At 62.9% G+C, this 15,165-nt stretch carries 11 protein-coding genes; 9 read left to right on the forward strand and 2 right to left on the reverse strand.

All coding sequences use genetic code 11. The features are described 5' to 3' along the window. The first annotated feature begins 83 nt into the window (after nt 1-83). Genes FMM06_RS17310 through FMM06_RS15940 form a run of 3 tightly spaced genes read left to right on the forward strand, consistent with a single transcriptional unit; the run spans nt 84 to nt 2,210 of the window. Nucleotides 84-740, forward strand: a complete 657-nt coding sequence (locus tag FMM06_RS17310; protein ID WP_235889348.1) for a hypothetical protein — start codon at nt 84-86, stop codon at nt 738-740. 49 nt (nt 741-789) lie between these two features. Then, a complete protein-coding gene (locus tag FMM06_RS15935) occupies nt 790-1,116 on the forward strand; it encodes a hypothetical protein (RefSeq protein WP_144335301.1) in 327 nt (108 codons plus the stop codon). Further along, entirely contained in the window at nt 1,113-2,210 is a 1,098-nt protein-coding gene (locus FMM06_RS15940; RefSeq protein ID WP_144335302.1) for an ImmA/IrrE family metallo-endopeptidase, read from the forward strand. The genes FMM06_RS15935 and FMM06_RS15940 overlap by 4 nt, the downstream gene beginning before the upstream one ends. A 4-nt stretch (nt 2,211-2,214) precedes the next feature. Here the strand turns inward: FMM06_RS15940 and FMM06_RS15945 are convergent, their stop codons facing one another. Together FMM06_RS15945 and FMM06_RS15950 are read right to left on the reverse strand one after the other, a co-directional pair. Beyond that, nucleotides 2,215-3,132, reverse strand: coding sequence for an alpha-glutamyl/putrescinyl thymine pyrophosphorylase clade 3 protein (locus FMM06_RS15945; protein ID WP_144335303.1), 918 nt, complete (start codon nt 3,130-3,132; stop codon nt 2,215-2,217). After that, complete coding sequence (locus FMM06_RS15950) at nt 3,132-4,115, reverse strand: thymidylate synthase (RefSeq protein WP_144335304.1); 984 nt, start codon at nt 4,113-4,115, stop codon at nt 3,132-3,134. The genes FMM06_RS15945 and FMM06_RS15950 overlap by 1 nt, the downstream gene beginning before the upstream one ends. An 880-nt stretch (nt 4,116-4,995) precedes the next feature. On the opposite strand from FMM06_RS15950, the gene FMM06_RS15955 reads away from it, so the two are divergent. Genes FMM06_RS15955 through FMM06_RS15980 form a run of 6 tightly spaced genes read left to right on the forward strand, consistent with a single transcriptional unit; the run spans nt 4,996 to nt 15,082 of the window. Next, complete coding sequence (locus tag FMM06_RS15955; protein WP_207790301.1) at nt 4,996-6,549, forward strand: sigma-54 interaction domain-containing protein; 1,554 nt, start codon at nt 4,996-4,998, stop codon at nt 6,547-6,549. 14 nt (nt 6,550-6,563) lie between these two features. Next, nucleotides 6,564-9,857, forward strand: coding sequence for a DEAD/DEAH box helicase family protein (locus FMM06_RS15960; protein ID WP_144335305.1), 3,294 nt, complete (start codon nt 6,564-6,566; stop codon nt 9,855-9,857). Then, nucleotides 9,857-11,338, forward strand: a complete 1,482-nt coding sequence (locus FMM06_RS15965) for a class I SAM-dependent DNA methyltransferase (protein ID WP_144335306.1) — start codon at nt 9,857-9,859, stop codon at nt 11,336-11,338. Before FMM06_RS15960 ends, FMM06_RS15965 begins: the two co-directional genes overlap by 1 nt. Beyond that, nucleotides 11,335-12,507, forward strand: coding sequence for a restriction endonuclease subunit S (locus tag FMM06_RS15970; protein ID WP_144335307.1), 1,173 nt, complete (start codon nt 11,335-11,337; stop codon nt 12,505-12,507). The genes FMM06_RS15965 and FMM06_RS15970 overlap by 4 nt, the downstream gene beginning before the upstream one ends. Beyond that, the gene (locus FMM06_RS15975) at nt 12,507-14,177 is read left to right on the forward strand and encodes an AAA family ATPase (RefSeq protein ID WP_144335308.1); all 1,671 of its coding nucleotides are present in this window, start codon (nt 12,507-12,509) and stop codon (nt 14,175-14,177) included. Before FMM06_RS15970 ends, FMM06_RS15975 begins: the two co-directional genes overlap by 1 nt. Continuing rightward, the gene (locus tag FMM06_RS15980; RefSeq protein WP_144335309.1) at nt 14,174-15,082 is read left to right on the forward strand and encodes a hypothetical protein; all 909 of its coding nucleotides are present in this window, start codon (nt 14,174-14,176) and stop codon (nt 15,080-15,082) included. The genes FMM06_RS15975 and FMM06_RS15980 overlap by 4 nt, the downstream gene beginning before the upstream one ends. Nucleotides 15,083-15,165 lie beyond the last annotated feature (83 nt).

Raw genomic sequence — 15,165 nt, forward strand, 5'->3', positions numbered from 1 at the left:
ACCCCCTCGTCCGCGCCATTGTTTGATCTGACTGTACCCCGCCAACGCTCGGGGCGCCTCAATTCCGAATTCTCCAGGCGTCGATGACCAGAGGCGTTCGTGACGCCGAGGTCGAAGACTGGTGGCACGTGAATACCCCGGACAATGGGCGCTCGGACACGAAACGCAACATCGCCTACCTGCGAGCCTATCGCCGGATCGCGACAGGAGGCCACCTCTATGCCACGGGCATCTTGCTCGACCGGTCACGACTTTGGATGGATCGCTCGGTTATCAGCCGCCTTACGCGCGACGGCTATCCGCCCTGCAGTCGGCGCGCTTGGTGTCCTATACAGTCTTGTGCATTATGGCCGGAACTGAATGGCGCGGGTGAAGTGTCGGTAACTCGGTATCAGCGACAGGTGGAAGAATGGCTAGTCGCCTGCTTCCCTGCGACCGTCGCGAGAGATCGGAACGAGCGGACCCATCGCTTTCTCGAAGAGGCGCTGGAGCTCGCGCAGGCGAACGGCTGTACGCGTGAGCAGGCCGGGGCCCTTGTCGACTACGTCTATGGGCGGCCGGAAGGCCGACCGGAGCTCGAGGTCGGCGGTGTGATGGTCACGCTGGCCAGCCTATGCAGCGCCAGCGGGATCGACATGCAAGACGCCGGCGATGCGGAACTGCGCCGGAATTGGGAACGCATCGACACGATCCGTCAGAAGCAGGCATCTAAGCCGCCAGGCTCGCCCCTTCCTGAATGACCGCAGGATGCTCGCTTCAGGCATGCCGTGACGCCGGAAGGTGGCGCGCTTGATCGTGTCCTATGAAACGCCGGCGCTCCAGCAGGCCTGCTTCTCGCTGGAGGTGGCGGAAGCAGAGTATGGCGCTGTCCACGCCCAAGCGCTCATCGCGCTCATTGCCGACATCGAGGCGTTCGAGAACGTAGCGGAACTTGCCGACTTCTGGGGTGACGAGCTGCTCGTCACGATTGACGATTCACTTTCTCTTCCCATCGGTGCACACTATCGCGCATCGCTCGCTGCCGTCGGGACCCGCTACCGACGGGATGCCGGTGGTCGCGTGGTCTTGTCGAGCGTTACGAGGTTGAAGCTGTTGGCGATCACGGGGTGTCAATGACAAGCGAACAGCGCACCACGGCCGATTGGTTCTCGAAGCCCGGTGACACGCTGCGCACCCTCATGCAGCGACGGGAGATCACCGCGAACGAACTTTCGCGGCATGTGGGCGGTCCAGCGGTCATGCGCGGCCTGCTTGACGGTTCACATCCCATCGATGTCGATGTCGCTGGAAGCCTCGCCTCGGCACTCGGAGGGACCCAGTCCTTCTGGCTCAAGCGGCAGGCGAGCTACGAGGAGGCCCTCGACCGGGCCGTCGTCGCAGCGGCGTCAACGGAAGCTGCCGACTGGCTCGAGCGAGTGCCGGCCCCGGGCGCGCGTCGCGGCCGCAGATTGGACGAGGTGGCAGTGCGCGAGGAACTCCGCCGGCGCATATCCTTCTTCAACGTGCCGACCATGCGAAGCTGGCAGGCGCGCTATGGGCGCCTGTGTACGGATACTCGCTTCCGGACGTCCGGTAGTTTCTCGTCCTCCGACCCTGCGGTACTGCTTTGGCTGCGCCGGGGCGAGCTGGAGGCGGACTTATTGTCCACTCGGCTCTGGAACGCAGAAAACCTGCGCGACCGTGTAATTGAGATCAGGAAGCTATCGAGGATCAGCCAGCCGGCTCGCTTCCTTCCTAAGCTCAGGACACTGTGTGCCGAGGCCGGCGTTGCCGTGGTCGTCGTTAAGACGCCCCCGGGCTGCCATGCCAGCGGCGCTAGCCGTCTTGTGACCGCCGACAAGGCGATGATGCTCCTCAGCTTCCGGCATCGGGCGGACGACCAGTTCTGGTTCACCGTGTTCCACGAGATTGGCCATCTGGTCCTGCACGGCGCGAAGACGTTCGTCGACGAGGACGCTACCCCGGATGACGATTGCGAGCGCGAGGCCAACCACTTCGCGAGCCAATGCATCGTTCCTGAAAACCGGCTTTCGGAGTTCGAGAGCCTGCGGCCCGACCGCGACGCCATCCTGCGGTACAGCGTGTCGGTCGGCGTGGCGCCCGGCCTTACTGTTGGGCAGATGCAGCATCGGCGCATGATCGAGCGCAACCGACTTAATATGTTGAAGCGTCGTTGGACTTGGGACGAAATCGATCCCGCCCTCGTCTAGCGCGTCACCCCTTAAAGTGAACGAAACGCAGGGGACTCTTCTGCCAGTTGCAGAGCGCGTCCTCCATAACTTCCATTCCCACCTGCAAATCCTTGTCGAGTTCGTCGAGCATGGCTTGCAGCGCCGCGATCGATACGCCTGAGCGGTGCTGCCCGGTGAACAGCAGGCTGACGCCAGACCGAGGTCCCGTGGCTCCATCGAGGTACGCGGATCCTGGGATGATCGGCACTAGGCCATAGCGGCCAAGCAACATCAGGTAGTCGAAGCGTGCCAGCCGTCCGAAGCTGATGACCGGCATCTCGCGGTAGAGGACATCAAAGATGACACGAGGGTCGTTTCCCGCTCGACGTACGAGGTCAGCAAAGAAGCGACCATGGCCATTCTGCCCGATCCACCCGACATAATCCGCAACGACGCGGGCCATGTTGCGGTTCGCGGTGGGCCGGAGGCTTTCGTACTTGCGGTGGTTGCCGAACTTACCCCCCACTGCTTCCCAGTTCGTGGCAAGCCAAGCCGAGAAGGCCGCCGGGCTTCCGCTTACCGATGCCCAATCCCATGTTCCGTGGCCTAGTCGGCCGTAGACGTCGGCCAGCCGCTTCCAGCCGCTGTCCGCCGGTCGAGCGAAGTGGGTCATAAGGAATATTAGCCAAGCCGCCTCGTCTACGTTGCCGGTCTGCGCATGGAAGGCGACTGCCCGCTCGGGATCGAACCCCGGAGAATTCGGGTCGGCACGGAACGCCGCAACCGGCCGACGCTGGACTGCGTTGTAATATGACTCCCGGCGAAGGCTCGCGACAAACTGGAGAGACAGCGCCTCCAAAGCGCGAGCGTCTGCTATGCCCGGCAGCGCTCGCGCCCCCGCTGCATGTCGTCGAAGCGCGTCGGAGATGCGCAGCCGCTCATGGTCCCACGAAGGCCACATCACGCTGCGCCTGCCTGAGGCAGCGCGGACAGCGCCTGCTCCCCCACGGCTCGTCTTCCCTCTAGATAGACACGATACATCGGGTCGAAGAACTCGCGCTTCAGATCGTCGAGGGGCTCACCGCGCCGTGATGCCCAAAACACCTGCACCAGGCGGATGAAGTCCGCCCAGTAACCTGGTCCGGCCACACCGTCCGCCACGACGGACCCACCGCTCCGTATAACGGCCTCGGCGGCGAGCAGCTTGGGAATGAGCGCGAACGGGTCACCGTCTGGCATCCTCCCCATCTCGATCGGCCGCTGGAAGCCCTCACCCATGTATCGGGCCAGCCGATCCGCGAACTCGTCGTAGAAGTGCATACTGCCAGCGTGATGGATGTAGTGGCCAAGGTCCAGACCGAGCCGACGCGTCATCATTTCCTGCAGCATCGTGAAGCAGAAGACGTCGTGCGGCAGACCGAAATACGCATCGTTCGACCTCATCATCACCGACATATGCAAGAGGCCATCGCGGATGTGGAACTGCAAAGTAGTAGTGCAGGGGATCTCCGACTTGCGAACCGCAATGTCCGACGCGTCGAAAAGTTGGATTACCGCCCGCCGGGATCCCGGGCTCTTCGAGAGCAGCTCTATCACGTTGGCGATTTGATCATGCTGCCCGTGCATGCCGAACAGGCGCGGTCCATACGCTCCGGGTAGAATGCCATCCACGGCATCCTCCTCGTAGCGCTTGATATACGGAAGGATGAAGTCGAGCCGATCGGACTTTTTTAGATACCAAAGTAGCTCGCCGATCGCACTGAACGGCCGGCCTCGATCCTCGGATCGGCTGATCCGCGCACGAGGGTTCGTAAGTCGCAGCGTCACTCCCAGTAGTTCGGTGCTTGGCCCTCTAGATCCTCCGTCATGCTTGAGGCCGCTGTCGAGTAGTCGCTCGTAGAGAGCGAACAGCAAATCATCAATATTCGCACACTCGAGTTCCATGCCCGTCCCCGCAGCGCCCTAGATGCAGTTTAGCTTCCGCTCGATCCTTAGCAATGGAGCGTTCGGGCACATCCGCCAGAACTGATCCTGTCCGCCCCGGTCGCCAAAACCCGTTTTCGAAAGTAAAGAGGGGTGCGGGCGAAGCGATCCGACACCGGCAAGCCCCGGAGCTGACCGAAAGCATGGGGTTTGGGCGATGATCGAAGAAATTAGTCAAGCAACCGGCCTTGATCAGGGTGACATCCGGCAAGTCATCGATCAGTTGGCGATTCATCTTATCGCAGGCTCGAAACCTATAAGGGTCGAAATGCAGACTACATTGGGGAGTCTCTGCATTGGGAGGTAGGCTCAAGAGCCTTTTTTCACCTTCTCGGCTTTCTCGCAATCTTCTCCGAAAAGTACGAATGGGAGGCCGGAGCTGCTAACGAGTACCTTCTCCGACTCGGCTCGTCTGCCGACTGGGCTCAGTATCGATCTGATCAACCCGGAGAAGTGGATGAGAGGAAGCCTCGTTAAAGACCCGATCGCATCGTACGGCCGATTTGTTGCAAGCGTATCGAGCACAGGCGTCTTGACGGCGCAATTTTTGGCTCCGGCCTTGCACCAACGCCGCTGGATTGAACGGAACAAGCTAGCCGACCACGAGCAAGTCGAGCAGGTTGCGGATATCCGCAACCTGCACCTTAACCGCCGGGCGCTAAACTTTCAACCGAGTGCGTCAATTCAGGTGAGCAGGTGGACCGGTTACACTGTCGCCAGCGAGGCCACCGGGGTAGCCTCGACCAGTTTGTACAGCAATCTGGCCAGGGCTCGGAATTTTTGTCGTGAGCCGCCGTGGTATGCTCTTTTACCTTAACGCAAACTCATTTACGCTCCGGGAATGGATGTTGCAGCTAATCTGCATAAGACACTCGTCGCATGGCTGGGCAGCGCCGATCTGCGCGCACCTCGATCGTCAGGCGAGACTGGCGATGGGCCGGTCGCGCAAGCTGCGATTTCTGCCGATTATCAGCGTATCGTTTTGCTCGCCGATCAGCCGCAACAAGATGTCCAAAGGTATGTCAATTGGCTCGGGTGCCGTACGAAGGCAGTCGTTGCGGTCATCCCGGTCAGCCTAACCTCGCCGACCGCCTTTGCCGAAATTTACGAAACTGCGTCGACGGCATTGAGCCGCGTGACGCGGGACGATCCCGACAGGGAACTGGTCATTCATCTCAGTCCCGGCACCCCAATGATGGCAGCGGTGTGGATTATTCTTGCAAAGACCAAATTTCCAGCAACGCTGATCGAGTCATCGATCCGCCACGGTGTCAAGATCGCGTCGATACCGCTCGACATGACCGCCGAATTACTGCCGGATCTACTTCGACCTGCCGACCGTCGCTTGGAGCAGCAGAGCAGCCTCCCCGTCGCAGTGGACCCGGCGTTTTCGACCATTATTCGATCCAGCGAAATTATGGAGCGGCTGTTGGCGCGAGCCGCTCGCTGCGCCGTAAGATCAGTGCCGGTACTTATCGAAGGGGAGACCGGAACCGGAAAGGAATTGCTGGCTCGCGCTATCCACGCTGCCAGCCCGCGCGCCAGCCGGGATTTCGTTACCATCAACTGCGGCGCCTTGCCCAAGGACCTAGTCGAGGCAACGCTTTTCGGTCACGAGCGCGGTGCCTTCACCGGCGCGGTTGCCGCCCGTCCGGGGGCGTTCGAGCATGCCGATGGCGGCACGATCTTTCTCGATGAAATCGGCGAATTGCCGCTCGACGCCCAGGTCAAACTGTTGCGTGTCTTACAGGAAGGAGAGGTACAACGGATCGGAGCGGAGCGACCGCGAAGAGTCGATGTGCGGGTCTTGGCGGCGACCAATCGCGCGTTGGCGAGCGAAGCCGCAGCGGGCCGTTTTCGTGATGATCTCTTTTATCGCCTTGCCGTCGCAGTGCTCGATCTGCCAGCCATTCGCGAGCGGGGCGACGATTTGGCCTTGCTTATTGATCGCCTGCTCGAGCGCATCAACAGCGACAGCGCTTCCCAACCCGGATACGCGTCTAAGCGCCTTGCGCCGGCGGCGCGACGACGCCTCCTCAATCACGACTGGCCTGGTAACGTGCGCGAATTGAACAACACGCTTCTTCGCGCCTCGATCTGGTCGGATAGTGAAGTTCTGAATCTGCAGGACATTGAAGATGCTCTGCTCCAGCGAGCCTCGTCTGGACTAGCGGGGCAGCAATTTCGTCCTGCAAAGGGTGCTAGCCTTCCCGATCATCTCGCAACGTTGGCGCGGGCCGCCCTCGAGACCGCGCTTGAGACCGCTGGCGGGAATCGAACCGAGGCCGCCCGGCTGGTTGGGCTGCCAAGCCGTCAGACTTTTGACAACTGGCTTTCAAGGTACGTCAGGCCGCCGATCGGAAGCGGTGACGCAGTTGGCACGCGACATGCATAGACCATATTCCTGACATGACGACATCCATCAACTTTGAGTTCCTTCGGGAACGCTGGCCCGGCCTCGCCGCCCTTGGCGGGTTCGCCGAGGCGTATGCCGCGAGCGATCCCGCGAGCGCGCTGATGAAGCTGCGCCGCTTTGGCGAGGAAGCAACTGCGTATATTTATCGGGCGCACCGCCTACCGCGCCTGCCGCAATCCAACCAAAACGACCTGCTGACCAGCGCGGCGTTCGAGACGGTCGCGCCGCCGGTCGTCCGCAACAAGCTCCATACATTGCGGATCGTAGGCAACCGTGCCGTACACGGTGGTGCCGTAAACGCCGAGCAAGCGGTGCAGTGCTGCCGCGAGGCGTTCGACGTCGGCCGACTTTTCGCGGTCACGTATGCGGGCGTCTTGCCGAGCGCGTTGCCCGAGTTCGACGCAAACGCGCTAAGCCAACGTTCCGAGCCCGAGACTGCCAAGCTGCGCGCCCGTGCCAGCGCCGCCGAAGCGGCGCTCGCCGACGCTCTCGACCGGCTATCTCGCGCTGCCGTCCCCCCGCCGTCAGGCGTCGCCGTCGCCCTGCCCGATGCTGCGCAGGCGCTGGGTTTCAATGAAGCGCGGACACGCTCTGAGCTCATAACAGCGCTTCTGACTGAAGCGGGCTGGAGCGGCAGCACGGTGCACGCCGAACGTCCTGTCGGCCACCAGCCCACGCCCTCGGGCAAGGGCTCTATCGATTACGCATTGCTCGACGACGACGGCACCGTGCTCGCGGTCTTTGAGGTCAAGCGCACTGGTACCGACCCCGAGCGGGGGCGCGAGCAAGCGTTGCACTATGCCAAAGGTGTCGCGCATGAGCAGCCGTGGCAGCCGCTGGTGCTATTCGGTAACGGCTTCGACCTGTGGCGCTGGGACGAGGCGCGAGGCGAACCGCCGCGCCGCATCTTCGGCCTCCCCGCTAAGTCGAGCCTGCAGCGCCTACGGCACCAGCCGCGCCCCCTGCCACGGCTTGCGGACCACGCTCCCGACGCTCGTATCACTGGACGCGATTACCAGCGCGAGGCGATCGCGCGCGTCGCTGCTCGCTTCGATGCCGGACACCGCAAGGCGCTGATCGTCATGGCGACGGGCACCGGTAAAACCCGTGTTGCGGTCTCGCTCTCCGACGTGCTGCTGCGCGCTGGCTGGGCCAAGCGCATCCTGTTCCTCTGCGACCGTCGCGAGCTGCGCAAACAGGCGCGTGACGCCTTTGCTGAACATCTGCCGGGCGAGCCGATCCGCGTTATCGACCGGCGCATGCCCGCCGATCCGCCCGAGCGCATCTTCTTCGCCACCTACCCGGGCATGATGGGCGTTTACCGCGCGCTCGACAGCGGCTTCTTCGACCTGATCATCGCCGATGAATCGCACCGGAGCCTGTATAACATCTATCGCGAGCTGTTCTTGTGGTTTGACTCGCGCCAGCTTGGGCTGACCGCGACGCCCGTCGATATGGTCAGCCGCAACACTTTTGCGATGTTCGGCTGCGAGGACGGCGCGCCGACCTTTAACTACGGCTTGGCTGAGGCAATCGCCTACCCGTGGCTCGCGCCGTTCGAGGTCTTTGACCATTCGACGACCTTCCTGCGCGATGGGCTCAAGCTCGAGGTGCTGACGCCCGCTCAGCTCAAGGCGCTTGAGGACGAAGGCAAGGACCCCGCTGAGCTCGACTTCGACGCTGCCGAGATTGACCGCGCGGTGTTCAACAAGGACACCAACCGCCAGATCCTGCGCAATCTGATGGAGCACGGCATTCGCGACGCCGACGGGGCGCTGCCGGGCAAGACCATCGTCTTCGCGCGCAGCCATGCCCATGCGGTGCTGCTCGTTCGCCTGTTCGACGAACTGTATCCGCAATACGGCGGTCGCGTCGCGCGCGTCATCGACAGCCACGACCCCCGCGCCGACACGCTACTCGACAATTTCAAGGTTCCGACCTCCGACCTACGGATCGCGGTGTCGGTCGACATGCTCGACACCGGCATCGACGTGCCCGAGATCGTCAACCTCGTCTTCGCGCGCCCTGTCCGCAGCCCCGTCAAATTCTGGCAGATGGTGGGACGCGGCACCCGGCTGTGCGCCGACCTTTTCGGTCCCGGTGCCGACAAGACCGTGTTCCGCATCTTCGACCATTGGGGAAACTTCGAGCATTTCGGCAAAAGCCTCGCGGTCGCGCCGCGCGAAACGCCGAGCGAGGCGCTGCTGACGCGCGTCTTCCGGGCGCGCATCCAGCTTGGCCTTGCTGGTCAGGAGGCTGGCGAGGCCGACACTGCGGCCCTCGCGGCGACTCTGATGGCGCAGGACCTTGCCGCCCTCGACGAGCGCAGCGCCGCCGTGCGCGACAAGTGGCAGGCCAAGCGTCAGGCGCAGGATCCTACCCTGCTCGCGCGTCTGGCCCCTGCCGATGTCGCTCTGCTCGGCGACATCGCGCCCTTGTTCACCTGGGGGTTGCTCGACGACGGTGCTGCCGCGCGCTTCGACCTGCTGATAGCCAACCTGCAGACCGCGCGCCTGCGCGGCACCGCCGCCGGCTCGCGCTTCGCCGAAGCCGTGATGGAGGCGGCCACCCGCTTGCCGATGACCCTCACGCAGGTCGCTGCGCAGGCCCCGCTGATCCGTCGCATCGCTACACCCTCGTTTTGGGCAAGCGCGACGACCGCCGACCTCGAAACCGTCCGTCTTCAGTTGCGCCCGCTGATGCGTTTGTCGCCCGAGCCGCTGCCAGGCCCCGGCCCGGCGCTGCACGATATCGTCGAGGACGCGGCCGGCATCCGTACGGCGCGCCGCGCGGCAACTTTCCCCGCAAACGACATGGCGGCGTATCGGCACCAGGTTGAAGCGGCCCTGAAGAAACTTTTCGTGACCGACCCCGTGCTCCGCCGCATCCGCGCCGGGGAGGCAGTCAGCACCTCCGACCTCGATCACCTCGCCGCGCTTGCGCTGGTCCAGAACCCATCCGCCGACCTCGCGACCCTGCGCGAATTCTATCCCGAAGCCCCCGCCTTCGCCGCCGCTATCCGTGCCATCGTCGGGGCGGACCGCGATGCTGTGCACGCGACCTTCGCTGCCTTTACAGCGCCGCGTGCCCTGACCGGGCCGCAACTCCAGTTCCTGCGTCTGCTTGAAAGCGAGATCGTCCGCGCCGGTGTCCTCGCGCCCGCGCGGCTGTACGAGCCACCCTTCACCGGCATCGAGGCGAGCGGTCCCGACGCCCTCTTCGGCCCCCATATCGACGCGCTGTTCGACCTCGTCGCGCGCTTCGCCCCCCCGTTAAAGGACGCCTGATGGTCGACTCAGCCCTGCGCGCGCAGATCGATGCGCTATGGAATCAGTTTTGGACCGGCGGCATCACCAACCCGCTCAGCGTCATCGAACAGATTACCTTTCTGATCTATGCGCGCCTGCTTGATGTGCGCGAGGAGGCCGAAGAGGCACGCGCCCGCCGCCTCGGGCAGCCGCATGCGTCACGGTTCGACGACGAGGAACTGCGCTGGCGCGTTTGGAAGCACTGGTCGGGCGACAAGCTGCTCGCGCATGTCCGCGACCGGGTCTTCCCGCACCTGCGCCGCAGCGGCGGGGACGGTGGCACCATGGCCGCGTTCATGGCCGACGCGCAGCTGCTGATCCAGAAGCCCAGCCTGCTCGTCACCGCCGTTGCCGCTGTCGACAAGCTGCCGCTGACGCAGGGCGATACCAAGGGCGATCTCTACGAATATTTGCTGTCGAAGCTGACCACGGCGGGCATCAACGGACAGTTCCGCACGCCGCGCCATATCATTGAGCTGATGGTAGACCTCGTCGATCCGCAGCCTGGCGAACGCGTTGGCGACCCGGCGTGCGGCACCGGCGGTTTCTTGATGGAAACGATCAAGCACCTGCTGCAAAATGCCAGCAGCACCGAGCATCCAGACAGTGGCGACCGCCTGGCGCCTGCGCAATGGGATCACCTCCGCTCCGACGCCGTTCACGGCTTCGACTTTGACGCGACGATGCTGCGGATCGCCGCGATGAACCTGATGCTCCACGGCGTCGACGCGCCAGGCGTGCACTACCAGGATACGCTGTCGGGCAAGTTCGTCGGCGGCCGCAACACCGCGCTGGCGATGGACGCCTTCGATGTTGTGCTGGCGAACCCGCCATTCAAGGGCAGCCTCGATACCGAGGATGTCGCCCCCGACCTGCTGCGCGCCGTCAAGACACGCAAGACCGAGCTGCTGTTCCTGGTGCTCATCCTGCGCCTGCTGCGGGTCGGCGGGCGGTCGGCGACGATCGTGCCCGATGGCGTGTTGTTCGGCTCCAGCGCCGCGCACAAGGGCATGCGCGCCTTGCTCGTCGACCAGCACCAGCTCGACGCGGTCATCTCGCTCCCGGCTGGCGTGTTCAAGCCTTATGCCGGGGTGTCCACGGCCATCCTGGTGTTCACCAAGGGCGGGCGGACCGGCGACATCTTCATGTACGACCTCGAGAACGACGGATACAGCCTCGACGACAAGCGCACGCCCGTTGGCGGCAGCCAGTTGCACGACGTACTGACGGCGTGGAGCGCGCGCGGCAAAGCGGGCCTCGGCGACCGCATGTCGTCCGCCTTCACTGTTCCCGTCGCTGAGGTGCGTGCGCGTGGCTACGACCTCAGCGTCAGCCGTTGGCGCGAGCGCCCGGCGGAGGTCCGCGACTTCGAACCGCCGCACATCATCCTCGCGCGCATGAAAGAGATCGAAGCCGAAATCGCCCGGGACCTGGCCGAACTCGAGGGGTTGCTAGGGTGAGCATTACTTGGACTGAGAAGCCACTTGCAAAAATGGTCACTGTTACCGCTGGACAGGGCGCGCCTCAGGATGCTGCAGATTTTGGCGGTACTGGGCACCCGTTCATCCGTGCGGGTAGTCTCGACAGCTTGCTAAAGGGTCTTCCAGAAGCAGACTGCGAGACACTGTCCGATGCTTCCGCAAGTAAGAACGGCATGCGGCTTTTTCCGCGAGACACCATCGTTTTTGCCAAAAGCGGAATGTCGGCAAAGCTCGGTCGTGTCTATCGATTACGCGACGCCGCCTATCTAACGAGTCACCTTGCTGCACTCGTCCCCGATGGTCGCGCCGATCCCGGCTATCTGCATCGCTGGCTCACCAAGAATCCTCCATCGCATCTCATCCCGAACGACTCTTACCCCTCGATCCGGCTGTCGGATATCGAGCGGTTGTCCGTTCCAACCCCTTGCGAAGCCGATGAGCAGCGTCGCATTGCGGCCATTCTAGACAAGGCGGATGGCATCCGGGCCCGCCGCCGTGCCGTCCTCGCCCTCACCGACGACCTCCTTCGTGCCGCCTTCCTCGACCTGTTCGGAGATCCAGTCGCCAATCCACAAGGTTGGCCAAAATTGCCCTTGGGCAATTTGGGAAAATTGGAACGCGGACGTTCTATGCATCGTCCCCGGAATGACCCCAAGCTTTATGGTGGTATCTATCCCTTCATTCAGACGGGAGACGTGGCGCGCGCGAAAGACGTCATAAAATCCTGGTCCGTCAACTACTCCGACTTCGGCTTGAAACAAAGTCGCCTCTGGCCTGCTGGTACATTGTGCATCACAATCGCGGCGAACATTGCGGACACCGCAGTCCTGGGTTTCGATGCATGCTTTCCCGATAGTGTGGTCGGTTTCGTACCTAGCGACGATGCAACATCCGAGTATATTCAGCATGTGTTTCGTTTGCTTCGCGCTCAAATAGCAAAGGATGCGCCCGTCTCGGCGCAAGCCAACATCAATCTGGATATCCTTCGAAATTTGATTGTATGCGTTCCGCCTCGGGCCTTGCAGAGGAAATTCTCTGATTTGGTTGCCCGAAGTCGTGAAACGAGTATCCGATTTCGCTCGGCTCTCGCCGAAGCTGATACCCTCTACGCCGCCCTCGCAGACCGCGCTTTCAACGAGGAACTGTAATGCGTCTGACCGGCTTTTCGGTGCGCAACTTCAAGTCGATTGGCAATACCCCCGCCGTCGTGCGGCTCGCGCCCGTTACGTTGCTGTTCGGCCCTAACGGTGCGGGCAAGTCGAGCCTGCTCCACGCCCTCCACTACGCGCGCGAGATCGTAGAGCACGCCAACCTCGACGCCGACGTGACGCGCACCGGTGGCAGCCTCGACCTCGGAGGTTTCGCGAACTTCGTGCACGCCCGCGACCTCGACCGCGACGTGGTGCTGACGTTCGACATCGACCTCGAAGATGACGGCCTGCCGGACACTGGCTCGGTCAACGACGTCGCCGTCATGGGCTTCGAGATTGGCCACGACGAGATCGCCAGCCTCGACGAAGCAACTAACGCCCGCGTCACGCTGACAATCAGCTGGAGCCACATGGTCGGCATCCCCTATGTCGCACGCACTGCAGTCGCTATCGACGGTGAGCCGTTTGCGGCGCTTGAAGCCTCTGCCGAAATGCGCAGCGTCGAATTCGTCGATCTCAACGAATTTCATCCGGTGTTCCGTTCGCGCCTCGCCGTCGAACCCGACGACCTGGGCGCCGGCGAACGCTTTGCCAGTCTAATCTACCGCAGCATGACGCAGGACGGCGAACTCGTGCGGCGAGCACCCGTGCACCGCTCTCGTGTCGGTGCCTTGCCCTTCCTCGACCGCAACCTCGGACTCGATCAGGACTTCTCGTCGCTCGAAGAAATGCGCGGCGCGATGGCGAGCGACCCGGCAGAAACGGTGCGGATGGTGTCAGAGCGGTTGGCGATCAACGCCTATGCCTCGCGCGCGATGATCGGCGCACTGCGCGCACTCCGCGACGCCCTTGCCGCGCTCGTCCACGTTGGTCCGCTACGTGCTCTGCCACCGCGCGGCTACCTCGCCCAGCGGACGCTCGACGCAGGTCGCTGGCATAGCGGCCTGGCGGCGTGGGACCGACTTCACCACGACGACGGCACGCTGGTTCCGGTTGTCGACGACTGGCTAAGCGACCGGCTGCACAGCGGCTTTGGCGTCCGCATCGTCGAGGAGCGCCGAGTGCCCGTCGGTAGCGCCGTCGACGATGCGCTACGCACGCCGAGCCTATACTACGACGATGAGCTCGATAGCGCCGGTACCGTTCTATACGGTCGCCCCGTCGAACGGCGTATCGCGCTGACCGACACCGGCAACTACCTCGAAGTGACACCGCACGATATCGGCGTCGGTATCTCGCAGCTGCTGCCCGTCATCGTCGCCGCGCTCGCCCCTGAGAACCGCCTCGTCGCGATCGAGCAGCCCGAACTGCACATTCACCCGCGCTTGCAGACGCAGCTCGGCGATATGTTCGTCGCGGCGATCGGTGCGCCTGAAGCAGGAGCCGCCGATATCGCGCCGGCCGGAGGCAATGGAAGGACGCTTCTGATCGAGACCCACAGCGAGCATCTGCTTCTCCGCCTTCTGCGTCGCATCCGCCATACCGACGCCAGCGACCTCGCGCCCGGGGAACCGCTGGTAACGCCCGCGCTGGTCGCGGTGCACTATGCCGAGCCTGGTCTTAACGGCATGGAGATTCGGGAACTCCGCATCTCCCGAGACGGCGACTTTCTCGACGATTGGCCTGGTGGGTTTTTTGACGAGCGCGGCGACGAGCTGTTCAAGTGATTGCAGAGTTTGCTGTCGAGCCAACCTCGATTGTCGCCAGTATTCACCTGTTCGATAATGTCACGAGCCGCTTCGGTTTCGATCAGGGACGAACAATCTCAGATTTCGCTGGTGGCAGGGACGCCTGGGCGGAGCGCGTCCGCAATGCGGCAGCGTCATCATTGCGACCAGTCGAACGACTGCGTGTCGCTGATCGCCTCAATCAGCTGCGCCGCACGGCCGGGATTTTGCGCTTGCGAGAGCCCTACATTGGGGGTCCCGCCGAATGGGAAGAAAACATAGTTCGAGAACATGCGCGGAAACCTTGGGATGGGGTGGTCAGTCGGTCCGAAACCTGCGGCGGCGTCCCGGCCTGCGCCGCCGATCGAATTGGCGACAGCGCGTTATTCGAGAGCGGCGGGATCGCTCGTCAACCGCGCTCGGAAGCGGCGCTCACAAATTTGGTCGGACGTCTACTCGGCAATTCGCGCCAACTGGACCTAATCGATCCATACATGTCGATGACATCACGTTGGGTCGACCCGATTGCAAGCCTGATTGCCGTCTTCACGGCAGGAGGTCGCAGCGTCGGCGACATCGCTTTACACATGGACGAGGCGAACCAAACAAACGAGACCGACTTCGTCGCAGAGTGCCGCCGACGATTGTCACCCCGTCTCCGTGGGGGAGTGAAGATAACAATTTTTCGCTGGGGTCGAAGTGACGACCGCATGCATGAGCGGGCAGTCATCACTGAGCTCGGCGGCTACGACATCAACTCCGGTCTGGACGTTTGTGCAGGAGCGACAACATCTGTGAACCGTATCGGCCGGATTGAGGCAGCACGGATTCGCGACCGCTACACTGCCAATGGGCCATTCCCCCTCCGCCATCGCTTTACCTTGGTCGGAGAAGGGCCAAGTTGATGATCTGATAGGCTCAAAACTGCTGGCCAACGAATCGCGGGACTGGTGGATAGTCTCACCGTCGACGGCTCCGCTGAACATGA

Source organism: Glacieibacterium frigidum (assembly GCF_007097155.1).
GTDB lineage: Bacteria > Pseudomonadota > Alphaproteobacteria > Sphingomonadales > Sphingomonadaceae > Glacieibacterium > Glacieibacterium frigidum.

What these genes read in the sequence shown, in the direction of transcription:
- FMM06_RS17310 (WP_235889348.1), top strand. Translation starts at nt 84, where the DNA reads ATGACCAGAGGCGTTCGTGACGCCGAGGTCGAAGACTGGTGGCACGTG.
- FMM06_RS15940 (WP_144335302.1), top strand. Translation starts at nt 1,113, where the DNA reads ATGACAAGCGAACAGCGCACCACGGCCGATTGGTTCTCGAAGCCCGGT.
- FMM06_RS15945 (WP_144335303.1), bottom strand. Translation starts at nt 3,132, where the DNA reads ATGTGGCCTTCGTGGGACCATGAGCGGCTGCGCATCTCCGACGCGCTT.
- FMM06_RS15950 (WP_144335304.1), bottom strand. Translation starts at nt 4,115, where the DNA reads ATGGAACTCGAGTGTGCGAATATTGATGATTTGCTGTTCGCTCTCTAC.
- FMM06_RS15955 (WP_207790301.1), top strand. Translation starts at nt 4,996, where the DNA reads ATGGATGTTGCAGCTAATCTGCATAAGACACTCGTCGCATGGCTGGGC.
- FMM06_RS15960 (WP_144335305.1), top strand. Translation starts at nt 6,564, where the DNA reads ATGACGACATCCATCAACTTTGAGTTCCTTCGGGAACGCTGGCCCGGC.
- FMM06_RS15965 (WP_144335306.1), top strand. Translation starts at nt 9,857, where the DNA reads ATGGTCGACTCAGCCCTGCGCGCGCAGATCGATGCGCTATGGAATCAG.
- FMM06_RS15975 (WP_144335308.1), top strand. Translation starts at nt 12,507, where the DNA reads ATGCGTCTGACCGGCTTTTCGGTGCGCAACTTCAAGTCGATTGGCAAT.